The 21,363-nt window shown below is 74.9% G+C and carries 19 protein-coding genes and 1 pseudogene; 6 read left to right on the top strand and 14 right to left on the bottom strand.

Annotated features, from left to right (window positions below; translation table 11 throughout):
* Positions 1–130: 130 nt before the first annotated feature.
* On the bottom strand, positions 131–532 hold the full coding sequence (locus AB0F77_RS30485) for a hypothetical protein (protein WP_361954908.1): 402 nt from the start codon (positions 530–532) through the stop codon (positions 131–133).
* A gap of 86 nt (positions 533–618) precedes the next feature.
* Between AB0F77_RS30485 and AB0F77_RS30480 the strand changes: the two genes are divergently transcribed.
* Together AB0F77_RS30480 and AB0F77_RS30475 are read left to right on the top strand one after the other, a co-directional pair.
* Positions 619–1,392: an MBL fold metallo-hydrolase gene (locus AB0F77_RS30480; RefSeq protein ID WP_361954907.1), complete on the top strand. Its 774-nt coding sequence runs from the start codon at positions 619–621 to the stop codon at positions 1,390–1,392.
* Entirely contained in the window at positions 1,389–2,027 is a 639-nt protein-coding gene (locus AB0F77_RS30475; RefSeq protein WP_361954906.1) for a VTT domain-containing protein, read from the top strand. Before AB0F77_RS30480 ends, AB0F77_RS30475 begins: the two co-directional genes overlap by 4 nt.
* 127 nt (positions 2,028–2,154) lie before the next feature.
* On the opposite strand, the gene AB0F77_RS30470 is transcribed toward AB0F77_RS30475, so the two are convergent.
* From AB0F77_RS30470 to AB0F77_RS30445, 6 genes are all read right to left on the bottom strand, one after another.
* Positions 2,155–3,219 carry an MBL fold metallo-hydrolase gene (locus tag AB0F77_RS30470; RefSeq protein WP_361954905.1) on the bottom strand — a complete coding sequence of 355 codons (1,065 nt, stop codon included), beginning with the start codon at positions 3,217–3,219 and terminating at the stop codon, positions 2,155–2,157.
* Positions 3,216–4,475 (bottom strand): aminotransferase class I/II-fold pyridoxal phosphate-dependent enzyme, encoded by a 1,260-nt coding sequence (locus AB0F77_RS30465; RefSeq protein ID WP_361954904.1) that lies wholly within the window; start codon positions 4,473–4,475, stop codon positions 3,216–3,218. Before AB0F77_RS30465 ends, AB0F77_RS30470 begins: the two co-directional genes overlap by 4 nt.
* Before the next feature lie 68 nt (positions 4,476–4,543).
* A complete protein-coding gene (locus tag AB0F77_RS30460; RefSeq protein ID WP_361954903.1) occupies positions 4,544–5,851 on the bottom strand; it encodes a hypothetical protein in 1,308 nt (435 codons plus the stop codon).
* Positions 5,852–6,037: 186 nt separating this feature from the next.
* Positions 6,038–6,295, bottom strand: a complete 258-nt coding sequence (locus AB0F77_RS30455; RefSeq protein ID WP_361954902.1) for a DUF6158 family protein — start codon at positions 6,293–6,295, stop codon at positions 6,038–6,040.
* A gap of 137 nt (positions 6,296–6,432) precedes the next feature.
* Complete coding sequence (locus AB0F77_RS30450) at positions 6,433–8,052, bottom strand: ATP-binding cassette domain-containing protein (protein ID WP_361954901.1); 1,620 nt, start codon at positions 8,050–8,052, stop codon at positions 6,433–6,435.
* Positions 8,053–8,094: 42 nt separating this feature from the next.
* Positions 8,095–8,769, bottom strand: coding sequence for a histidine phosphatase family protein (locus AB0F77_RS30445; RefSeq protein WP_361954900.1), 675 nt, complete (start codon positions 8,767–8,769; stop codon positions 8,095–8,097).
* Between the two features lie 70 nt (positions 8,770–8,839).
* Here AB0F77_RS30445 and AB0F77_RS30440 point away from each other — a divergent pair, with 70 nt between their 5' ends.
* From AB0F77_RS30440 to AB0F77_RS30425, 4 genes are all read left to right on the top strand, one after another.
* Positions 8,840–10,363 (top strand): phosphatase PAP2 family protein, encoded by a 1,524-nt coding sequence (locus AB0F77_RS30440; RefSeq protein ID WP_361954899.1) that lies wholly within the window; start codon positions 8,840–8,842, stop codon positions 10,361–10,363.
* Between the two features lie 80 nt (positions 10,364–10,443).
* Positions 10,444–11,265 (top strand): methyltransferase domain-containing protein, encoded by an 822-nt coding sequence (locus tag AB0F77_RS30435; protein WP_361954898.1) that lies wholly within the window; start codon positions 10,444–10,446, stop codon positions 11,263–11,265.
* 97 nt (positions 11,266–11,362) lie between these two features.
* Positions 11,363–11,710 (top strand): VOC family protein, encoded by a 348-nt coding sequence (locus tag AB0F77_RS30430; protein ID WP_361954897.1) that lies wholly within the window; start codon positions 11,363–11,365, stop codon positions 11,708–11,710.
* Between the two features lie 99 nt (positions 11,711–11,809).
* Positions 11,810–12,157, top strand: a complete 348-nt coding sequence (locus AB0F77_RS30425; RefSeq protein ID WP_361954896.1) for a DUF6204 family protein — start codon at positions 11,810–11,812, stop codon at positions 12,155–12,157.
* Here the strand turns inward: AB0F77_RS30425 and AB0F77_RS30420 are convergent.
* From AB0F77_RS30420 to AB0F77_RS30390, 7 genes and pseudogenes are all read right to left on the bottom strand, one after another.
* The gene (locus AB0F77_RS30420) at positions 12,129–12,680 is read right to left on the bottom strand and encodes a GNAT family protein (protein ID WP_361954895.1); all 552 of its coding nucleotides are present in this window, start codon (positions 12,678–12,680) and stop codon (positions 12,129–12,131) included. The two genes, AB0F77_RS30425 and AB0F77_RS30420, sit on opposite strands and share 29 nt — an antisense overlap.
* A 36-nt stretch (positions 12,681–12,716) precedes the next feature.
* Entirely contained in the window at positions 12,717–13,640 is a 924-nt protein-coding gene (locus AB0F77_RS30415; protein ID WP_361954894.1) for an LD-carboxypeptidase, read from the bottom strand.
* Positions 13,637–15,601 (bottom strand): prolyl oligopeptidase family serine peptidase, encoded by a 1,965-nt coding sequence (locus tag AB0F77_RS30410; protein ID WP_361954893.1) that lies wholly within the window; start codon positions 15,599–15,601, stop codon positions 13,637–13,639. Before AB0F77_RS30410 ends, AB0F77_RS30415 begins: the two co-directional genes overlap by 4 nt.
* A gap of 18 nt (positions 15,602–15,619) precedes the next feature.
* Positions 15,620–16,933, bottom strand: a complete 1,314-nt coding sequence (locus AB0F77_RS30405; RefSeq protein ID WP_361954892.1) for a M20/M25/M40 family metallo-hydrolase — start codon at positions 16,931–16,933, stop codon at positions 15,620–15,622.
* Complete coding sequence (locus AB0F77_RS30400) at positions 16,926–17,759, bottom strand: M55 family metallopeptidase (RefSeq protein WP_361954891.1); 834 nt, start codon at positions 17,757–17,759, stop codon at positions 16,926–16,928. The genes AB0F77_RS30405 and AB0F77_RS30400 overlap by 8 nt, the downstream gene beginning before the upstream one ends.
* Before the next feature lie 252 nt (positions 17,760–18,011).
* Positions 18,012–18,662, bottom strand: a pseudogene (locus AB0F77_RS30395) (PAS domain-containing protein); the annotation flags it as partial.
* Between the two features lie 164 nt (positions 18,663–18,826).
* Positions 18,827–21,235: an MFS transporter gene (locus AB0F77_RS30390; protein WP_361954890.1), complete on the bottom strand. Its 2,409-nt coding sequence runs from the start codon at positions 21,233–21,235 to the stop codon at positions 18,827–18,829.
* Positions 21,236–21,363: the final 128 nt, after the last annotated feature.

The following is a 21,363-nucleotide window of genomic DNA, read 5'->3' as shown; positions in this document are numbered from 1 at the left end:
CCGCGGCGTCTGGTGCGTGCAATCGCAAGGCGGAGGATCGCCCTCGTACTGGATGTACTCGGGCGTTCCGACAACGCAGCGAGTGTGCGTGCCAGACGCCGCGGGCCAGGCGGGACTTTCGAAACACGCCCTAGCGGCCGTCGTAGCCGGCCGTGGGCATCGAGAGGCGGCGGTGGACGCTGGCCTTCATCTGGGCGTCGTAGCGGGGCTCCGCACAGCCGACCGTCTCGACGCGCACCCCGCGCCGCGCGCACTCCGCGGTGAACTCCTCGACCGACGACAGGGCGCTCTCCAGCACCCGCCGGCTCGGCGCGACGAACAGGTCCGCGCCCGGCCGCACCCCGTCCCACAGGATGCTGTGGTCCGCCCGCAGCCCCCGCACGAGCAGTTCACGCGCGACCACGTACCCGCGCTCCACGGCCCAGCGGGCGCACATCGCGTGCTGGCTGCGCGAGTCCACGAGGAAGGGATCGGCCTCCAGCTCCTCCAGCGGAGTCAGGCTCGCGATCGCCGTGACGCGCACCGGTCCCATGGCGTCCCCCCTCACCTCCGGGTTTCGCCGCCGACCCTACTCCTGCCCGTAGGCTTCGGGGGAGTCGCGCGAAGGGGGCAAAGAAGGTGCCGGTGGAGATCACGTGGTGGGGTCACGCCACCTGCACGCTGGAGGACTCGGGCGTGCGCGTCCTCACGGACCCCCTTTTCGCGCGCCGGCTCGCGCATCTGCGCCGCCGCCGGGGCGCCCCGCCCCCGCCCGAGGCGGCCCTCGCGGACGTCGTCCTCGTGTCCCATCTGCACGCCGATCACCTGCACGTCCCCTCGCTGACCCGGCTCGCCCCGGGCACCCTCCTGCTCGTGCCGCGGGGGGCGCCGCGGGCGGTGCCGGGGCTGCGCCGGCTCTCCCACCTGCGGATCACCGAGGTGGCGCCGGGCGACGAGACGCCGGTGGGCGACCTGGTCGTGCGGGCGGTGCCCGCGCTGCACGACGGACGGCGGCTGCCGGTCGGCCCGCGCCGCTCCCCCGCCCTGGGGTACGTCGTGGAGGGCGAGGCGCGTACGTACTTCGCCGGGGACACCGGGCTGTACACGTCGATGACCGCGGAGGTCGGCCCGGTGGACGTGGCGCTGCTGCCGGTCGGCGGCTGGGGACCGTACCTCGGCCCGGAGCACCTGGACGCCGGGCGGGCGGCGCACGCCCTCGCCGCCCTTGCGCCCCGCAGCGCGGTGCCGGTCCACTACGGGACGTACTGGCCGATCGGGATGGACGCCGTGCGCCCCCATGAGTTCCATGCGCCGGGCGACGAGTTCGTGCGCCTGGCGGCCGAGCTGGCCCCGGGGGTGGCGGTGCACAGGCTCGGGCACGGCGAGTGCGTGCGCCCGAAGGTCGCCCGGTGAGCTGGTTCACGGCGGCGACGACGTCCGTGCCGCCGGAGTCGACCCAGCAGGCGCTCGGCTATCCGTCGTTGTTCCTGCTGGTGCTGATCGGCGCGCTGGTGCCGGTGGTCCCGACGGGGGCGCTGGTGAGTTCGGCGGGCGTGGTCGCCTTCCACCAGACGGCGCCGTTCTCGATGGCGCTGGTCTTCGTGACGGCGTCGCTGGCCGCGTTCCTCGGGGACGCCGCGCTGTACTGGCTGGGGCGGCGCGGCATGCGGTCGAAGAACGGCTCGCGCTGGCTGGAGGCCATACGGTCGCGGGCGCCCGAGGAGCGGCTGACGCAGGCGCAGGACAAGCTGGCCGAGCACGGGGTGGCGGTGCTGGTGCTGTCGCGGCTGGTCCCGGCGGGCCGCATCCCGGTGATGCTGGCCTGTCTGATGGCGGACTGGCCGCTGCGCCGCTTCGCCCGCGGCAACCTCCCGGCGTGCCTGGCGTGGGCGGCGACGTACCAGCTGATCGGCATTCTGGGCGGGTCGCTGTTCAACGAGCCGTGGGAGGGCGTGGTCGCGGCCGTCGCGCTGACGCTCGCCATCAGCCTGGTGCCGGGCCTCTGGCGGCGCCTGCGGGGAGCCACGCCGGCGCACCGGTCGGGGTGAGACCGGTCCGGGTGGGGTGCGTGGGGTGCGGAGCCGCGCCTGTGCCCGGCTCCACGGTCCCCGCGCTCCCCGGTCCGTCCGTCGTCAGCGTTGGTGCCACTGTCGGCGTCGGTGCCGGTGTCGGCGGCTAGTCGAGCACCCGGGAACCGCCCACCGGCAGGTCCCACAGGTCGTCCCGGTCCAGTCCCGCCCGTTCCCAGGCGGCCCGCACCCTGGTCAGGGGTTCGAGGACGGGTTCGGCGGACAGCACGAAGGTGCCCCAGTGCATGGGCGCCATCCGGCGGGCGCCGAGGTCGAGATGGGCCCGGACGGCCTCCTCCGGGTCGCAGTGGACGTCGCTGAGCCACCAGCGCGGGTCGTACGCCCCGATCGGCAGCAGGGCCAGGTCGATGCCGGGGTGGCGGCGGCCGATGCGGGAGAACCAGTGGCCGTATCCGGAGTCGCCGGCGAAGTAGACGCGCGGGCCGTCGGGCGCGGTGAGCACCCAACCGCCCCACAGGCTGCGGCAGGTGTCCGCGAGGCCGCGCCTGGACCAGTGGTGGGCGGGCACGAAGTCGAAGCGGACGCCGGAGAGTTCGGCCGCCTCCCACCAGTCCAGCTCGGTGACGGTGGTGAACCGGCGCCGCCGGAACCAGCGTCCGAGCCCGGCGGGCACGAACACCGGGGTGTCGCGCGGGAGTAGGCGCAGGGTCGGTGCGTCGAGGTGGTCGTAGTGGTTGTGGCTGATGACGACCGCGTCGATACGCGGCAGGGTGTCCCACTCCATGCCCACGGGGGTGATGCGGGCGGGGGTGCCGATGATGCGGCGGGACCACACCGGGTCGGTCAGGACGGTCAGTTCGCCGATCCGCACGACCCAGCTGGCGTGTCCCGCCCAGCCGACGGAGAGGGTGCCGGTGGCGACGGGGGGCGGCGGCCCCGGTTCGAACGGGATGTGCGGTACGTCGGCCAGGCCCTCGGGCCGGGGACGTACGGAACCCTCGCGGGCGAAGCGGGCGAGGGCCTTGAGGCCGGGGAGGGGAGCGGTGAGCCGGTCGTGGAAGGCCCGCGGCCAGACCCGGAGTTCGCCCAGCGGGCGGGGTTCGGCGAGCGGCGGGGACGGGGGCGCGAGGGGGGTGGCGGCCGCGGTGGCGGCCTCCGTGGGCGTCGTGATCGTGGTGGGTGACCCGGACTGCGGCAGCTGCTGCGTCATCGAGGAGGCTCCCATCGCTGAGCGTCGTCGCGGAGATCGTCGAAGACCGACCTCAAGGAGGTCAACGCGCGTTGCACGTGTGGCAGTTCCAACGGCGAGGGTGACGTGAGGCATTCCGCGCGCTCGGTGTCGCCACCGGCCAGGAGAGGCCCGGTGGACAGCCGTACGCGCAGCGCCGCGAGATCGTCGCCGAAGCGATGGCCGCCGGGGGCGGGCATGCCGAGCCGGGCGGTGAGGAAGTCCTCCAACTCCTGTGCGTCGCCCACCCCGTGCGCGCCGAGCGGGCCGCGCAGTTCGCCGAGGTCGATGTAGACGTGACGGCCGGCCCGCGGCGGGCGGGCGAGGGCACCCGCGGCGACGGCGGCGGCGTGGACGGCGGCGGCCAGGCGCGCGTGCAGCCGTACGACGGCGGCGCGGCGGTCGGCGACCGGGCCGGGTTCGCCGAGGGCGTGGGCGGCGGCGGCCGCGACGGGAGCGGCGACGGTCGCGTCCAGCGCGGTGAGCACGTCGAGCACGCGCGCGTGCAGGGAGCCGCCCTCGGGGCCCTCGGGGAAGCGGGCGACGGCGGCGGGCCAGCCGGGCGGCAGCAGGGCACCGGCGAGGTCGGTGACGACGGTGACCCGGTCGGGCAGCATCTCGGCCGGGCTGAGCAGCACCGTGTCGTGCGGGGCGTGCAGGGTGTCGCGCCAGGTCTCGTCGCTGACCAGGTGCATCCCCTCGCCCTGGGCGGCCTCGACGGTCTCGTGCAGGGCCTCGGGCGGGGCGACGGTGGCGGTGGGGTCGTCGGCGACGGACAGGACGAGCAGCCGGGGGTCGCCGCCCTCGGCACGGACCCGGCGGACGGTCTCCAGCAGGGCGTACGGGTCCGGGACGCCGCCGCTCTCGGGCGGGGTCGCGACGTGGAAGACCGGCCGGCCGAGCAGCCGCGCGTACGGCGCCCACCAGGCGGCGCAGGGGCGGGGCACCAGGACGTCGCCGCCGAGCGCCGCGGTCAGCGCCAGCAGCAGGGAGGGGGCGCCGGGTCCGGCGGCGACACGGGTGGGCCCGGCGGGGAGACCGCGTCTGGCCCAGTAGCCGCGGGCGGCATCGAGGAGCGTGTCCCCGCCGCCCGCCGGTTCGGCGTCCTCGCGGTGGGCGGCACGGGCCAGGGTCTCGGCCAGTTCGGGCAGGACGGGCAGTCCGTCACCGGGGAGGGAGGGGCCGTAGCGGACGGGGCCGTGGCTCTCGGTCGGGCTCTCGGGATCCGTGCGCCGCATGTCCGCCTCCGTGCCGTGGGTGCCGCCGTGTCGTATGCCCGCTGTCACGTGCGCTACGACCGTCCCGTTCAGCCGTGCGTGTCGTAGGCGTCCTGGCGGCGGCACAGGCGGTGCACGGCGGCGGCGAGGGCGCCGAGGACGAGGGCGAGGCCGGCGACGAGCGCGACGGTGGAACCGCCGAGGGACCCGCCCTCGCCGGCGTCCACACCCAGCAGCTCCCCGGCGGGGCGCTCCGCGGTCGGCCGGTCGCCCGCGGGGCGGCAGCCGGCGCCGTCGGCGGCCGGGGCGCACTCCCGCCCGTCCTCGCAGGACGCTCCGCGGGGTTCGGCGCAGGCGGAGGAATCGGCACAGGGCTCGGCACCGGCGCAGGCGTGGCCGCCGGAACAGGTCTGCCCGTCGTCACACTTCTCGGCGGAGCCGGTGCCGGTGCCGGTGCCCAAGCCGGAGCCGTCACCGCCGGTACCGGTGCCGTGGCCATTGTCGGTGCCCGTACCGGAGCCGGTGCCGTGGCCATTGTCGGTGCCCGTACCGGAGCCGGTGCCGTCGCCCTCCTCGGTACCGTCGCCGGTTCCGGTGCCCCGGCCGTCGCCCGTACCGGTGCCGGTTTCGTCGCCGTCCTCGGTGCCGGTGTCGGTGCCCCAGCTCTCGCCGGTGTCGGTGTCGGTGTCGTCGTCGGTGCCGGGTGCGGTCCGTTCCTGTCCTGCGCAGGACCTGGTTCCGGCGCACTCCCGCGTGCCGCCGATCCCGCCCCCGTCCTGGCCGACCCCGCCGGTCGGGTCCTGTCGCGGCCTGCCGGTCGGGTCCTGCCCGACCCCGCCGGTCCCGGCGCCTCCCAGGTCACCGGCGCCTCCCAGGTCACCGAGATCGCCCAGGTCGCCCAGGTCGCTGAAGTCGCCGAGCGGGGTGTCGATGTCGAACCTCCGGCTCCCGGTGTCGCCGTCGCCCTCGGTCCCGTCCTCCCCCTCCTCGCCCACCGCGCGTTCTCGGGGGACCCGGAACGTGGTCTCCCAGGATGTCCCCGTCGTGCCGGGTGCGGCCGGGCAGGTGCCGGTGACCGTCCGGGTGCCGTCCCCGGTGCCCCCGTCGGGGGCGACGCGGGCGGTGCCGCGGTAGGCGGCTCCCGTCGCGCCGCCGGCGCCGGTCACCCGGCTCAGCCGGACGACGCCCCCCTCGAAGGCGGTCGAGGCGGCGTTGACGGACACCGGGGCGGTGTCGGCGGCGGACGCGCAGGTCACGGAGACGGTGACGCTGCCGCCCGGTGCGGCGGTGGCGGGTCTGACCCGGGCGGCGGGGTCCGCCGACGCGGCCGGAGCGGTGCCCACGACCGCGCCGGCCAGGGCGACTGCGAGAACGACACGGGCTGCGGTGCGACGCATGGCGGGCTCCTTGGGGCCGACGGCGGCGGGAGCACGGCACTCGTGCTCCCGCCACCCATCACAGCCCGCCCGCGCCGGACCCGCCCGCCGCCGGGGTCCATTGGCGCAACGCGTCCGGCCTATCGGGTGACGCGCGGCCCCGGGCCGCCCGTAGCGGCGCCGGGTCCCCGGCCGGGCCCGCGGAGCTCAGGTCGCCGGGACCCCCGGGCCGGTCTCCCCGCCGCAGCCGCGCTCCCGGGCGCCCTCCCGGGTGCGGGACGCCGCGACCAGGCGGCGGGGGTTGCGGCGGAGGTACTCGCCCTCCAGTTGGGCCATGCGTTCGTTGTGGGCGCGCAGGGCGTCGTTCGAACCGTAGAGCAGCGTGTCGTGGCGGGTGCGGTGGATCGTCTCCAGCTCCTTCATGAGCTGCTGGTCGTCCAGCCGGTCCGGGTCGACTCCGGTCATGGTCTGCCCCGCTCGTCGTAGGGGTTCCAGGGGACCTCGCGTCCTGAGCTCCACTGTACGAATCCCCGCACAAGAACGCCCCGCACGGCAGCGCCCCGAAGAGGCGGCACCGGTGCGTCACGGCCGACCCGGCGGAGCTACCGCGCCCGCTCCACCCGGCGCTCGTCCCACACCGGCTCGGGCGTCTCCCGTACCCGTCCGTCGGAGCCGAAGACGAGGAACCGGTCGAAGGCGCGGGCGAACCACCGGTCGTGGGTGACCGCGAGCACCGTGCCGTCGAACGCCTCGAGACCCTCCTGCAGCGCCTCGGCCGACTCCAGGTCGAGGTTGTCGGTCGGCTCGTCCAGGAGCAGCGCGGTGACGCCCTGGAGTTCGAGCAGCAGGATCTGGAACCGGGCCTGCTGTCCGCCGGAGAGCCGGTCGAAGGACTGCTCGGACTGCTGGGTCAGTTCGTAGCGGCGCAGCCGGGACATGGCCGCGCCCCGGTCCTGGGAGTGCTCCTGCCACAGGATGTCGAGGAGTGTGCGGCCCGCGAGTTCGGGGTGCGCGTGGGTCTGCGCGAAGTGTCCGGGCAGCACCCGCGCCCCGAGCTTCCACTGCCCGGTGTGCGCGACGTCGTCGCCCGCGAGCAGCCGCAGGAAGTGCGACTTGCCGGACCCGTTGGAGCCGAGGACGGCGACGCGTTCGCCGTAGAACACCTCCAGGTCGAAGGGTTTCATCAGTCCGGTCAGCTCGAGTCCCGCGCAGGTGACGGCCCGTACGCCGGTGCGCCCGCCCTTGATGCGCATGGTGATGTCCTGCTCGCGCGGCGGCTCCGGGGGCGGCCCCGCCTCCTCGAACTTGCGCAGCCGGGTCTGCGCGGCCGCGTACCGGGAGGCCAGCTCGTGGCTGATGGAGGCGGCCTGGCGCAGGCTGAGCACCAGTTTCTTCAGTTGGGCGTGCTTCTCGTCCCAGCGTCTGCGCAACTCCTCGAAGCGGGCGAAGCGTTCGCGCCGCGCCTCGTGGTACGTGGCGAAGCCCGCGCCGTGCACCCACGCGTCGGCGCCGGCCGGGCCGGGCTCCACGGAGACGATCTTCTTGGCGGCGCGGGCGAGGAGTTCACGGTCGTGGGAGACGAACAGCACGGTCTTGCGGGTCTCCCCGAGGCGTTCCTCCAGCCAGCGCTTGCCGGGCACGTCGAGGTAGTTGTCGGGCTCGTCGAGCAGCAGCACCTCGTCGGTGCCGCGCAGCAGGGCCTCCAGGACCAGCCGCTTCTGCTCGCCCCCGGACAGGGTGCGCACCTGCCGCCACTGGGCGCGTTCGTAGGGCATGCCGAGCGCGGCCGTGGTGCACATGTCCCACAGGGTCTCGGACTCGTAGCCGCGCACCTCGGCCCAGTCGGCGAGGGCCTGCGCGTACCGCAGTTGGGCGTCCTCGTCGTCGACGGTCATGATCAGGTGCTCGGCCTCGTCGACGGCTCGGGCGGCCTCCCGGATGCGGGGCGGGGCGACGGACACCAGCAGGTCGCGGACGGTCGACTCGTCCCGTACGGACCCCACGAACTGCCGCATCACGCCGAGGCCGCCGCTCACGGTGACCGTGCCGCCGTGCGGCTTCAGCTCGCCGGAGATCAGCCGCAGCAGGGTGGTCTTGCCGGCGCCGTTGGGGCCGACCAGGGCGACCACGGCGCCCTCGCCGACGCGGAAGGACACGTCTCCGAGCAGCGTCCTCCCGTCGGGGAGGTGGTACTCGAGGTGCGCGGCTTCCAGATGTCCCATGGGCAGGCATTCTGCGGGGCCGGGCAAAGGTACGGCAAACCGTTATCCGGCCGCCGACGCCTCGCCCGGCGCGTCCAGGGGTTCCCCGGTGGGGCCGCTCGGCCCGGTGGGCGCCACGACCGCGCCGGCCCAGGACAGGGCCTTCCAGCCGTCGGCGGGCGAGCCCTCCAGGACGACGACCCCGGTGTTGTCGAGGTGGTGGGCGGCGGCGAAGGGCACGTCGACGTTGTCGGCGCGGGCGGCCGCCCACATCCGGATGGCGGCGCCGTGGCTGACCATCGCGACGGTGCCGGCGCCGGAGGCCGCGGCCTCCGCGATCACGGCGTCGTAGCGTCCGAGCGCCTCCTCGCCGCTCTCCCCGCCGGGCATCCGCAGCGCGGTGTCGCCCTCGGCCCAGGCGAACACGGTGGTCATGTACAGATGGGCGGCCTCGGAGTCGCCGGGCAGCATCTCCAGGTCGCCGGCCGAGATCTCGCGCAGACCGTCGCGGACGTACGGGTCGAGACCGCGGGCGGCGGCGAGCGGGGCGGCGGTGAGCCGGGTGCGGGTGAGGGTGGAGACGTAGACGGCCTCGATGTCCTCATCGGCGAGCGCCGCCGGCAGGGCGGCGGCCTGCCGTTCCCCGAGCGGGGTGAGGCCGGGGCCCGGGACCGCGGTGTCGAGCACCCAGGCCACGTTGGACGGCGTCTGGCCGTGCCGGATGAGGAGCAGTCGCATCCAGGGTTCCTCTCGCTCGTTCGCACCACCGGCGCACAAGAAACGGCGCGTTCAGGGTACCCGCCCCCGTATGAGCCCAGACGTCGACCTCACTGTCCCCAAGCCCGGCCAGCACGCCCTGCGCTCCTGGCTGCTCGGTCTCGACTCCCGGCTGTTCCAGGTGGCGGCGGACCACCACTGGCCGGGCGCGGAGCGTGTGCTGCCCCGGCTGAGCCGCAGCGCCAACCACGGGGTGCTCTGGTTCGCGACGGCGGCGGCCGTCGCGGCGTCCCGCACCCCGCGGGCCCGCCGGGCGGCCGTGCGCGGCATCGCCTCGCTGAGCCTGGCCTCCCTGACGATCAACACCGTCGGCAAGCGCTCGGTGCGGCGCGCACGGCCGCAGCTCGACCCGGTCCCGCTGGTGCGGCGGCTGAAGCGGCAGCCGATCACCACGTCGTTCCCGTCCGGTCACGCGGCGTCGGCGGCGGCCTTCGTGGCGGGGGTCGCGCTGGAGTCGCCGGCCTGGGGCGCGGTGGTGGCTCCGGTGGCGTTCTCGGTGGCGATGTCCCGCGTCTACACGGGGGTGCACTTCCCGAGCGACGTGCTCGCGGGTGCCGCCCTGGGCGCGGGTGCCGCGTTCGCGCTGCGGCGGCTGGTGCCGACGCGCAACCAGCTCGGCCCGCGCGCCGAGCCGCGTACGCGGGTGCCGTCCCCGGCCGACGGGGAGGGGCTGGTGATCGTCGCCAACCAGGGGTCGGGCACCGCCGAGCGGGTGCGGGCGCTGCGCGGCGAGCTGCCGGAGGCGGAGGTCGTCGAGTGCCCCGCGGAGGAGGTCGCCACGGAGTTGGAGAAGGCGGCGGCGCGGGCGCGGATCCTTGGGGTGTGCGGCGGGGACGGCACGGTGAACACGGCCGCCGCGACGGCGCTGCGCCACGGTCTGCCGCTCGCGGTGCTGCCGGGCGGCACCCTGAACCACTTCGCGTACGACCTGGGCATCGAGGACACACGGGACCTCGCCCGCGCGGTGCGGGGCGGCGAGGCGGTGCGGGTGGACGTGGGCCGCTTCCGCAGCGGCGGGCGGGAGGGCGTCTTCCTCAACACGCTGAGCCTCGGCGTGTATCCGGAGCTGGTGCGGGAGCGGGAGCACTGGTCGAAGCGGATCGGCTCCTGGCCGGCCGGGGTGCTCGGCGCGCTGCGGGTGCTGCGGGCCGACCGGCATCCCCTCCAGGTCCGTCTGGCCGGCCGGCGGCATCCGATGTGGCTGCTGTTCGCCGGGAACTGCGTCTACCACCGGCTGGGGCTCACGCCCGGACGCCGGCTCGATCTGGCGGACGGGCTGCTGGACGTGCGGGTGGTGCACGGCGACCGCAGGCCGGCGCTCCAGTTGCTGGCCGCGGCGCTCGCCGCGCCGCTCACCCGGTCCCCGGCCCATGCCTCGGTCCGGGTGGAGCGGCTGCGGCTGGCGTCCGTGGCCCCCGGCACGCTGCTGGCGTACGACGGCGAGGTCACGGAGGTGGCGGGCGAGCTGGTCCTGGAGAAGCTGCCGAGGGCGCTCACCGTGTACCGGCCCCACCGGGACCCCATGTTCCACCTGACACCCCGTCAGTCCACATGACAAAACGCGGGTCTCGGCATTCGGTCGGTCGGCGTACCGTGACCGGCACACCGGAAGGTCCGGAGGGAAGGGGCCGTGCCATGTCGACACCGCGCGAGACCGCCGTCTACACCCATGGGCACCACGAGTCGGTACTGCGGTCGCACACCTGGCGGACCGCCGCCAACTCGGCGGCGTACCTGCTCGGTTCGCTCAAGCCGCACATGAGGATCCTGGACATCGGCTGCGGCCCGGGGACCATCACCGCCGACCTGGCGGCGCTGGTCCCCGAGGGACACGTCACCGGGGTCGACCGGGAGCCGGGCATCCTGGAGCGGGCCCGGGCCACCGCCGCCGGACGGGGCCTGACGAACACGGACTTCGCGGTCGCCGACGTCCACGCCCTGGACCACCCGGACGACACCTTCTGCGTGGTCCACGCCCACCAGGTGCTCCAGCACGTGGGCGACCCGGTGCGGGCGCTGCGCGAGATGCACCGGGTGACGAAGCCGGGCGGGTTCATCGCCGTCCGCGACTCGGACTACGCGGCGATGACGTGGTACCCCGAACTGCCGGGCCTGGACGACTGGCTGGACCTGTACCGGCGGGTCGCGCGGGCCAACGGGGGCGAGCCGGACGCCGGGCGGCGGCTCAGGTCCTGGGCGCTGGAGGCGGGTCTGACGGACGTCACGGCGACGTCCGGCACCTGGACGTTCGCCACCGCGCCGGAGCGGGCGTGGTGGAGCGGGCTGTGGGCGGACCGCACGGTCGACTCCTCGTACGCCGAACGGGCCGTCGAGGGCGGCCACGCGAGCGCCGGGGAACTGCGGGCGATCTCGGCCGCGTGGCGGGAGTGGGGCGCCCGCGAGGACGGCTGGTTCGCGGTGCTGCACGGCGAGATCCTGTGCCGCAAGGCGGTCTGACGGGGACCGGTCCGCCGAGGTCGGGCGGGGTCCGGGGCGTGCGGCGATCCGGTGAAGCGATCACGGGGGCCGCACCGGCGCAACTAGGCTCGTGGGCATGGAGATTCTGGGCGCCACACTGCGCATCTGCGTCGACGACCTCGCCACCGCGGTCCCCTTCTACGAACGCCTCACGGGCAACACGGCGCAGCGCTTCGAACGCGGCGACGTGCAGGTCGCGGCGATCGGCTCCTTCCTTCTGATGAGCGGTCCCGAGTCCGAGCTGGAACTGCTGCGCAAGGTGGGCGCGACCATAGCCGTGAAGGACGTCGAGGAGGCCCGCCACCTGCTGACGGGCCTCGGGGCGCACGTCCTCGTCGGCCCGGTCGCCACCCCGGCGGGGCACAATCTGCTGGCCATGCACCCGGACGGCACGCTCTTCGAGTACGTGGACCGGCGGAGCTGACCGCCGTCGCCGAAATCCCGTGGCCGGGGCGGGGGCGGCCCGCATAGGGTCGGCCGTCCGGCACAGTCGTCCGGCACGGCACCGAGGACGGAACGGCACATGAGCGAGCGGCACACCTACCGGGTCATCGTCCGGGGCACCTGGGACGGCCTGACCGACGAGGGCCGCGCGCGGCTGCTCGCCGAGGCCCCGGAGCACGGGCTGGCGAGCATGCGCTTCACCGAGGAGGGGTCGCTGTCCTACGAGCCGTCGCCGCTCAAGCACTTCTCGATGCGGTTCGTGGTGGTCTCCGACGCGGCGGACGGCGACGAGATGGCGGCGGCGCTCGCCGAGGAGCGGGCCGAGACCCTGCTGCGGGACCTCGGCCATGGCTTCACCGGTCTGCGGTCGACGGTCACCGACCTCGACACGATGAAGGTCAACCGGAAGTCCCCGTCCCGGCGGTGATCGCCCACCGCTCGTGGTCCCGCCAGGCCCCGCCGATGAAGATCATGGCCGGGGAGAAGCCCTCCAGGCGGAAGCCCGCCCCGCGGGCGAGGGCGATGGAGGCGGCGTTGCCCGGCTGGACGTTGATCTCCAGGCGGTGCAGCCGCATCGGCCCGAAGGCGTGCGCCACGACCAGGCCCAGCGCCTCGCGCATCAGTCCGCGCCCGGCGGCGTGCGCGAAGGCGCCGTAGCCGAGGGCGCCGCACTGGAAGCCGCCCCCGACGATGTTGTTGATGTTGATGAACCCGGCGATGGCCCCGCCGTCCTTCTCGCACACCAGGAAGCCGGCCTTGGTGGGGTCCTCGATCAGCCGGCCCGCGTACGCGGCGTACGCCGCCTCCGTCAGCGGCGGGAACAGCCACGGCTGGTGCAGGTCCTTGCTCTCGCGCGCCCGCGCGGTGAACTCCGGGCCGTCCTCCGGGCGGAAGGGACGCAGCCCCACCCGGGGGCCCTCGGCGAGGTAGCGGAATGCGGTGTGCGGCACCCCGCCAGCGTACGCCGCCGCCGGGCCCCGCCCCGCTCAGCTCAGGGCGGGCTCGTCCAGGGTCAGCGTGCCCGCGTCGGCGTCGAGCTCGGCCGGGACGCCGAGGGGCACGGTCAGCGCCCCCGCGCAGTGCCCGAAGCCGAACTCCTCGACGACCGGGACGCCGAGCCCGCCGAGCCGGTCGGCCAGCATCGGGCGCAGCTCCTCGTAGGGTCCGCAGCGGTCCCAGGAGCCGAGCAGGACACCCTTGACGCCGTCGAACCGGCCCGCGCGCAGCAACTGCGTCAGGCTGCGGTCGAGGCTGTACGGGGCCTCCCCGACGTCCTCCAGCATCAGCAGCCCGTCCCGCGCGCCGGCGTGGGTGTGCGGGGTGCCGACGCCGCTCGCGAGCAGTCGGAGGCAGCCGCCGAGGGTGCTGCCGCGGGCCCGGCCGGGCACCAGCGCGGAGCCCCGGCCGGTGATCGTCAGGGTCTCCTCGGGGGCGAGGAGGGTGGCGCGCAGATGCTCCTGGGCCGCGCTGTTCTTGACGAAGTCGACACCGGCGACGACCGGCCCGTACAGGGTGACCAGGCCGAGGCGCACGGCGAACGCCTCGTGCAGCGCGGTCGCGTCGCTGAACCCGACGAAGACCTTGGGCCCGGCGGCGCGCATGGCGTCCCAGTCGAGCAGGTCGACGACGCGCTGCGCGCCGTAGCCGCCGCGGGCGCAGAGCACGGCGGCCACGGTGGGGTCGCACCAGGCGCGTTGCAGGTCCCGGGCGCGGTCGGCGTCGGTGCCCGCGAGGAAGCCGAGCCGGCCGTCGACGTCCAGGACGTGCGGGGCGACGACCGGTTCGAGGTCCCAGCCGCGCAGGATGTCGAGGCCGGCCTGGAGGCGTTCCTCGGCGACGGGTCCGCTGGGGGCGACGACGGCCACCTTGGCGCCCGGGGCCGGCCGGGGAGGGCGTACGAGACGGGTCACCGGGTCAGCTCCAGCGTCGGCACGCCGGGCGGGTTCAGCCCGAACACCTGGGCGTACAGGGAGAGTTCGGCCTCCAGGGCGCGCACCATGGTGTCCGCGCGCCGGAAGCCGTGCCCCTCCCCCTCGAAGGCGAGGTAGGCGTGCGGCACCCCGCGCTTCCCGATCCGGGCGAGGAAGCGCTCGCACTGGGCGGGCGGGCAGATCACGTCGTCCAGTCCCTGGAGCAGCAGGAAGGGCGCGGTGAGCCGGTCGGCGTGCTCGGCGGGGGAGCGCTCGACGTACCGGTCGGGCACCTCGGCGAGCGGTCCGACCAGGCTCTCCAGGTACTGCGACTCGAAGTCGTGGGTCTCCCCCGTGCCCCAGCCGGCGAGGTCGAGGACCGGATAGCTGATCGTGCCGCAGGCGTACACGTCGGTGCCGGTGAGGGAGGCGGCGGTGGTCCAGCCGCCGGCGCTGCCGCCCCGGACGGCGAGGCGGGCGCGGTCGGCGGTGCCCTCCTCGGCGAGGGCCAGCGCGACGGCCGCGCAGTCCTCGACGTCGACCACGCCCCACTGCTCGCGCAGCCGCTCGCGGTAGGCGCGGCCGTACCCGGTCGAGCCGCCGTAGTCGACCTGGACGACCCCGATGCCGCGCGAGGTGAAGTAGGCGATCTCCAGGTCGAGCACCATCGGGGTCCGGCTGGTGGGCCCGCCGTGCGCCCACACCACGTACGGGGGCAGTTCGCCGTCGGGGGCCGCGCAGGCGGGGTGGTGCGGCGGGTAGACGTGCGCGTGGACCTCGCGGCCGCCGGGCCCGGCGAAGGTCCGGGCCCGCGGCTCGGGCAGATGGGACGGGTCGACCGCGTCGTGGTGGCGGGAGCCGACCACCCGGGCGCGGCCGGTACGGGCGTCCAGCTCGACGACCTCGTACCCGCTGCGCGGTCCCGCGCCGACGGCGATCACACGTTCGCCGAGCGCGGCGAGCGCGGGCGCGAACTCGGTCCAGGGCCCCACCGCGTCGACGATCTCGCCGCTCTCGGGGTCGAGGACACCGAGGGCGGTGTCGCCGCGGCCGTGCAGCACGGCGATCGTGCCGTTGCCGAGCGGGGCGAACCAGCGGTGCCCGAGCTTCCACAGGGGGCCGCCGAACTCCTCCTCGCGCGGGCACAGCGGGACGCCGTCCCGGTAGAGGTTCCACCAGCCGTCGCGGTCGCTGGACCACAGCAGCCGTCCGTCGGCCGACCAGTCGGCCTGGGCGACGGACTCCCGGGGTCCGCCGGCGACGGTGCGCGCCGCGCGGAGGGTGCCGTCGTCCGTCACGTCGGCGAGGACGAGTTCGGTGCCGTCCCACGGCATGCGCGGATGGTCCCAGGCGAGCCAGACGGCCTGTCGTCCGTCGGGCGACAGCCGCGGTCCGGTCACGAACCGGTGCCGCTCGGGGGCGAGTTCGCGTACGGCGGCGCGGTCGCCCGCCGCCGAGCCGTCCAGCGGCACCGCGGCCGGCACCCGGCGCACGTCGCTCGGCCCCTCGCCGGTGAACTCCTCCAGGACGCACCAGACCTCGCCGCGCTCCAGGTCCAGCCGCGGCTCCGCCCAGCGCAGTCCGCCGCCCACCGGGGACACCGGGGTCAGCGGCACCGGCTCGCTGCCGGGCTCGTACCGGTAGAGCCGCTGGTCGGCGAAGTGCGCGAAGACCACCAGGGGGCGGCCGTCCCGGACGGCGCCGGCCCAGGGGTGGCCGCCGTACTCGAGGACCCGGCTGCGCACGTTCCACGGGGCGGGCAGCACCGCCTCCTCCGTGCCGTCGGCGCGCCGCCGCACCAGGGTGCGCCGGCCGCCCTCGTCGGGCCGGGGCTCGGTCCACCAGGTCTCGTCGCCGACGAAGCCCACCCACTCGGGGCGTCCGTCGTGGGCGGCGGCCAGGGCCGCGTCGATCGGCGAGGGCCAGGAGCCGTACGCCATGGTCCGCATCTCGTCCCCCATCTCTCCGTCCCCCGTCCCTCAGGCCGTCCGCAGGAAGCGGTCGAGCACCCGGACGCCGAAGTGCAGCGCCTCGACCGGCACCCGCTCGTCCACCCCGTGGAACATGGCCTGGTAGTCGTATCCCTCGGGCAGCTTCAGCGGGGTGAACCCGTACCCGGTGATGCCGAGCCGGGAGAACTGCTTGGCGTCCGTGCCGCCGGACATGCAGAACGGCACCACGTGCCCCTCGGGCGCGAACTCCTCGACGGCGGCCCGCATCCGGGCGAACGTCGGGGAGTCCACCGGCGCCTGGAGGGCGACCTCCCGGTGGACGAACTCCCAGTCCACGTCCGGCCCGGTCAGCCGGTCCAGGGTGGCGCGGAACTCGTCCTCGCCGCCCGCCAGGAAACGTCCGTCGACCTGGGCGACGGCCTCGCCCGGCACCACATTCACCTTGTAACCGGCGTCCAGCATCGTCGGGTTGGAGCTGTTGCGGACGGTCGCCTCGACGAGCTTGGCGGCCGGGCCGAGCTTCTCCAGGAGCAGATCGACGCCGTCCGGGTCGTCCGGCTCCGCCTCGATGCCGTAGAGGGCGGCCAGCGCGGTGAGCGCGGCCCGCACGGTCGGGGTGAGGCGCGGCGGCCACGTGTGCTCGCCGATGCGGGTGACCGCGGCGGCGAGCCGGGTCACCGCGTTCTCCCGGTTGACCTTGGAGCCGTGTCCGGCGCGTCCGCGGGCGGTGAGCCGGAGCCAGCCGGTGCCGCGCTCCCCTGCGGCGATCGGGTAGATCTGCCGTCCGGTGCCGTCGTGGAAGGTGTACGCCCCGGACTCGCCGACGCCCTCCGTGCAGCCCTCGAACAGGTGGGCGTGCCGGTCGGCGAGGAACCCGGAGCCGTCCTCGGCGCTGGCCTCCTCGTCCGCGGTGAACGCGATCACCACGTCCCGCCGGGGCCGGGTCCCGGTACGCGCCCAGGACCGCACGACCGCGAGGATCATCGCGTCCATGTTCTTCATGTCGACCGCGCCCCGGCCCCACACGACGCCGTCGCGGACCTCGCCGGAGAACGGGTGGACGCTCCACTCGCCGGCCTGCGCGGGCACGACGTCCAGATGACCGTGGAGCAGCAGGCCGGGCGCGGACGGGTCGGTGCCCTCGACGCGGGCGACGACGTTGGTGCGGCCCTCGGCGCGCTCCAGGAGCACCGGTTCCAGGCCCGCGCCGGCCAGCTGTTCGGCGGCGTACTCGGCGGCCGGCCGCTCCCGGCAGTCGCCGCCGCCCCGGTTGGCGGTGTCGATGCGGATGAGGTCGGACGTGAACCGGACGACCTCGTCGAGCGCCTGCTCGTCAGCCATACTGCTCCTCCACCGCGGCCGAGACGATCGTGGTGACCGCCTTGAAGGTGCGGATTGCCTCGTACATGGTGTCGTGGGTGTAGGCCACCCGCCGCTCCCCGGTCCGTTCGACGCCGGGCACGACGGTGGGGGCCATCGCCAGGTGTTCGGCGTCGAACTCCAGGGCGATCGTGAAGGGGCCCGCGGTGACGGGTTCGTGGCGCACGGCGAGCGTGACGGCCGCCGTGGCGGCGGCGCGGATGTCGGCGGCGGTGCGGGCCGGGGCGCGGCACACGGCGGCGTACCGCGACACATGGTCCTTGACGGCCACCTTCCGGGCCTCGGGCGCGTAGCCGAGCGCGTCCTCGCAGGCCACGTCGTCGCCGGTGACCAGGACGACGGGGACGCCGTACTCGGCGACCACGTGCGCGTTGAGCAGGCCCTCGCTGGCGCGGACGCCGTTCAGCCACACACCGGTGACGGAGTTGGCGAGGTAGGTGTGGGCGAGGACGCCCTCGGAGCCGGCGCCCGCGTGGTAGCCGACGAACGCGACGCCGTCCACGTCGCCGTGCTGCACGCCCTCCACCATGGACAGCGACTTGTGCCGCCCCGTGAGCAGTTGCGCCCGCTCGTCCAGCCGCTCAAGGAGGAGGTTGCGCATGGTCCAGTGGGCCTCGTTGACCAGCACCTCGTCGGCGCCGCCGTCGAAGAAGCCGCGCACGGCGGCGTCGACGTCCGAGGTGAACATCCCCCGGCACCGCTCCCACTGCGGCGTCCCCGGAAGCACGTCGGCGGGCCAGGTCACACCGGTGGCCCCCTCCATGTCGGCACTGATGAGGATCTTCATGCTGCGCCACGTTACGCGCCGCGGCGACGGCGAGCCACGCGCCTTCGACCGCACGGCACGGGAGCACCCCCCGGCGCGCCGCCGGGGTCGTCGTGGCCTCCCCGCTCGTTCGCACGAGTACGCCGGTGCGCCTCACCAGCCGGTCACGGGGCTCGCCCCGCACGCGCACCGCCTCGAAGGACACCCCGCCGAGTACTCGCGCCCGGTGCCTCAGGACGTACTCCGGTCGAAGGCGACCTGCACCCAGTCGACGCGGCTGAACTCCAGTACGGGGTAGCCGAGTTCGAGGACCTGGGCGACGACGCGGGCGCTCTCGGCGACGCTCATGCCGGGCAGGATCTCGGGCAGCCGGCGGGCGAGTTCGTCGGAGCCGGGGAAGTCGGTGTGCAGGGCGAAGCCGGGCGCCAGTCGCTCGTACGCCGAGGAGTACTCCGCGGCCCCGCCGTCGGCGCCCGAGGTGCCGTGGGCACGCAGCCGGCCGGCGTCGGCGGCCAGCACCAGCAGCCGCTCGCGCCCGGGGCCCACCAGCGGATAGGCCCACCACAGGACGTCGACCCGGTCGCGCTCGGCGACGGTGATCCGGGCCCGCCCGGCGGCCGGGTAGTCGAGCCGGCCGCCGATGGAGGAACCGAGGTCGGGTCCGAGTCCGTCGTAGCCGGTGCGGAGGTCGTACGCGGTGAGCTCGTCCTCCTCTGGGAGCGCTCCCGAGACGGGGAGCAGGTCGCCCACGGGACGCCCGATCGCCTCGTCCCTGGCGGCGCCGAACAGTCGGCCCGCACCGCTGCTCCAGTGGGACACGAGGCCGCCGCGGTCGACGACGACCACCGCGAGCGGGACGCGTCCGGCCGCTCTGTCCCCGGCGTCGCGGCCGGAAGGTGCTTCCCCCTCGGTGCCACGGTCCATGGCCCAAGCCCTCTCTCCGCACAGCTCAGCAAAGATCCGTTCCCCAACAGATCAGTTCCCCGCCGCCCACCGTACGGGGACGTCCGGTCGCGATGTGTGACAACGCCTGAATTGGGGCCGTGCGATCGCTCAGGCGTGCGGAAGCGCGCCCCGGGCGCCGGCGGTCAGTCCTCGTGGCCGAGCTGGAGGTCCCGCTCGGTGCGTCCGCCGCCCGCCACCTGGAGGACCGTGGCGACCGGCGGATAGCCGGCGGCGATGACCGTGTACTCGCCGGAGGAGAGGTCGACGAACCGGAACGTCCCGTCGGCACCCGTGGTGAGGGTGTCCACCACGTTGCCGGCCGCGTCGAGCAGGGTCACCCGGGCGTCCTCGACGGGCCGGCCGCCGCTCGCCCGCACGGTGCCGCGCAGCACGGCGCCGCCGGCGAGTTCGACGTCCTGGCGGGTCTCGCGGGACGCCTGCACGGTGACGGGGAGCGCGGCGGGGCGGAAGGCGGGCGCGCTGGCGGCGAGGGTGTACTCGCCGGCCACCAGCTCGGTGATGACGTAGCCGCCCTCGCGTCCGCTGCGGGTGGCGGCGACGACCTCGCCGTGCACGTTGGTGAGGGTGACGGTGGCGTCCCGCACGGGTGTGCCGTCGGCGGTGACCACACCGCCGGCGAGGCGCCCGGCGCCGCCGAGGACGACGTCGAGTTCGACGGGGCGTTCGCCGACGGTCACCGAGACGGCCTGCGGCTGGTGTCCGCCCGCGGCGGCGATCAGGACGTACGCCCCGGATCCCGGCGTGGCCAGCGCGTACCGCCCGTCCTCGCCGCTCGCGCCGCGGCCGATCTGCTGTCCGGAGACGTCGATGAGGGTGAGGGCCGCGCGGGGCACCACGGTCCCGTCGGGGTGCTGCACCGTGCCGCAGACGGGGATGCCGGCGGCGTGCGGGGCCCGGGCCTGGGGGATGGCGCCGTGCACGGTGGTGGGGTCCGTCTCGGCGGTGTGATGGGACGCTGTGCTGTTCAACAGGGGGGTCTCCTTGAGGAAGAAGGCGATGACCAGGCCGAGGACGAGCACCGGAACGAGATAGAGGAAGATCCGGGGCATCGCGTCGGCGTAGGCGCGGATGTACGCGTCGCGCAGGGCCGGGGGCAGGGCGTGGACGAGCTGCGGGGTGATCGACTCGGGGTCGGGCAGACCGGCGCCCGCCCGCGCGGGCAGGCGCTCCTGGAGGGCGTCGGTGAGGCGTCCGGCGAAGAGGGTGCCGAAGACGGCGGCGCCGACGCTGCCGCCGATCTGCCGGAAGTAGTTGTTGGCGCTGGTCGCGGTGCCGAGGTCGGCGGGGCGCACGGAGTTCTGCACGGCGAGGACGAGGACGGGCATCACCATGCCGATGCCGGCGCCGAGGACGGCCATCCACACGCTGTAGTGCAGCCGGGGCGTGTCGACCTCCAGCCGGGACAGCAGCCACATCCCGACGACGGACAGCGCGCCGCCGAGCACCGGGAAGACCTTGTAACGGCCGGTGCGGCTGATGAGCTGTCCGGAGATGATCGAGGCGGCGACGATGCCGCCCATCATGGGCAGCATGAGCAGCCCGGACTCGGTGGCGGAGGCGCCGTCGACCATCTGGAGGAAGGTCGGCAGATAGCTGGCGGCGCCGAACAGGGCGACGCCGACGACGAGTCCGACCAGTCCGGTGACATTGAAGACGGAGTCCCGGAACAGCCGCAGCGGGATGAGGGGTTCGGCGGCGAAGCGCTCGGCGACGAGGAAGAGGACGGTGGCGACCAGCGCGCCCGCGCCGAGCCCGAGGATCCGGCGCGAGTCCCAGGCGTACTCGGTGCCGCCCCAACTGGTCAGCAGGACCAGGCAGGTGGAGGCCGCGGCCAGCAGCAGCGAGCCGAGCACGTCGAGGCGGGCCCTCGTGCGCGGCCGGGGGAGCTTGAGGACCACCGTGACGACGGCGAGGGTGAGCAGGCCGAAGGGGACGTTGACGTAGAAGCACCAGCGCCAGGAGAGGTGGTCGGTGAAGTAGCCGCCGAGCAGGGGGCCCGCGACGGAGGCCAGGCCGAAGGCGGCGCCGATCAGGCCCATGAAGCGGCCGCGCTCGCGGGGCGGCACGATGTCGGCGATGATCGCCTGCACGCCGATCATGAGCCCGCCGGCGCCGACGCCCTGCACGGCGCGGAAGGCGATCAGCTGGTCCATGCTCTGCGCCCGGCCGGCGAGCGCGGAGCCGACGACGAAGACGACGATCGCGAACTGGAAGACGCCCTTGCGGCCGAACAGGTCGCCGAGCTTGCCGTAGATGGGCAGTCCGACGGTGGAGGTGAGCAGATAGGCGGTGATCGCCCAGGACATCTTGTCCAGGCCGTGCAGCTCACCGACGATCTTCGGGAGCGCGGTGGCGACGATCATCTGCTCCAGGGCGGCGAGGAGCAGCGCGAGCATCAGCCCGAGGAAGACCAACCGGACCTGGCGCGGGCCGAGTTCGGGAGGGGACGGGGGCGCGGGCGGGGGCGCGGTCACGGCCTCCGGTGGTGGTGCCACGACCGGTTCGTCCTGCACCAGAGTCGTCCCGCCCACGTACCGCTCCCCTCGTCGCACCTGTCACATATTTCCCGCGTATCGCGACAACTGCGAACAAGTACGGCGAGTTACGGCACAACCTCGGTCCGGCCGGAGTCTCACCCGAACCGGTGAGGGGCCAACGC

The sequence above is a fragment of the Streptomyces sp. NPDC026672 genome, from assembly GCF_040638185.1.
Lineage (GTDB): Bacteria > Actinomycetota > Actinomycetes > Streptomycetales > Streptomycetaceae > Streptomyces.
The sequence above is the reverse complement of the archived record's forward strand: the minus strand, read 5'-3'. Positions and strand labels throughout refer to the sequence as shown.

Bases quoted from the DNA above. Each gene is read 5' to 3' on its own strand.
- AB0F77_RS30485 (WP_361954908.1), bottom strand. From the start codon at position 532: ATGGGACCGGTGCGCGTCACGGCGATCGCGAGCCTGACTCCGCTGGAG.
- AB0F77_RS30470 (WP_361954905.1), bottom strand. From the start codon at position 3,219: ATGACGCAGCAGCTGCCGCAGTCCGGGTCACCCACCACGATCACGACG.
- AB0F77_RS30465 (WP_361954904.1), bottom strand. From the start codon at position 4,475: ATGCGGCGCACGGATCCCGAGAGCCCGACCGAGAGCCACGGCCCCGTC.
- AB0F77_RS30460 (WP_361954903.1), bottom strand. From the start codon at position 5,851: ATGCGTCGCACCGCAGCCCGTGTCGTTCTCGCAGTCGCCCTGGCCGGC.
- AB0F77_RS30455 (WP_361954902.1), bottom strand. From the start codon at position 6,295: ATGACCGGAGTCGACCCGGACCGGCTGGACGACCAGCAGCTCATGAAG.
- AB0F77_RS30450 (WP_361954901.1), bottom strand. From the start codon at position 8,052: ATGGGACATCTGGAAGCCGCGCACCTCGAGTACCACCTCCCCGACGGG.
- AB0F77_RS30445 (WP_361954900.1), bottom strand. From the start codon at position 8,769: ATGCGACTGCTCCTCATCCGGCACGGCCAGACGCCGTCCAACGTGGCC.
- AB0F77_RS30440 (WP_361954899.1), top strand. From the start codon at position 8,840: ATGAGCCCAGACGTCGACCTCACTGTCCCCAAGCCCGGCCAGCACGCC.
- AB0F77_RS30435 (WP_361954898.1), top strand. From the start codon at position 10,444: ATGTCGACACCGCGCGAGACCGCCGTCTACACCCATGGGCACCACGAG.
- AB0F77_RS30430 (WP_361954897.1), top strand. From the start codon at position 11,363: ATGGAGATTCTGGGCGCCACACTGCGCATCTGCGTCGACGACCTCGCC.
- AB0F77_RS30425 (WP_361954896.1), top strand. From the start codon at position 11,810: ATGAGCGAGCGGCACACCTACCGGGTCATCGTCCGGGGCACCTGGGAC.
- AB0F77_RS30410 (WP_361954893.1), bottom strand. From the start codon at position 15,601: ATGGGGGACGAGATGCGGACCATGGCGTACGGCTCCTGGCCCTCGCCG.
- AB0F77_RS30405 (WP_361954892.1), bottom strand. From the start codon at position 16,933: ATGGCTGACGAGCAGGCGCTCGACGAGGTCGTCCGGTTCACGTCCGAC.
- AB0F77_RS30400 (WP_361954891.1), bottom strand. From the start codon at position 17,759: ATGAAGATCCTCATCAGTGCCGACATGGAGGGGGCCACCGGTGTGACC.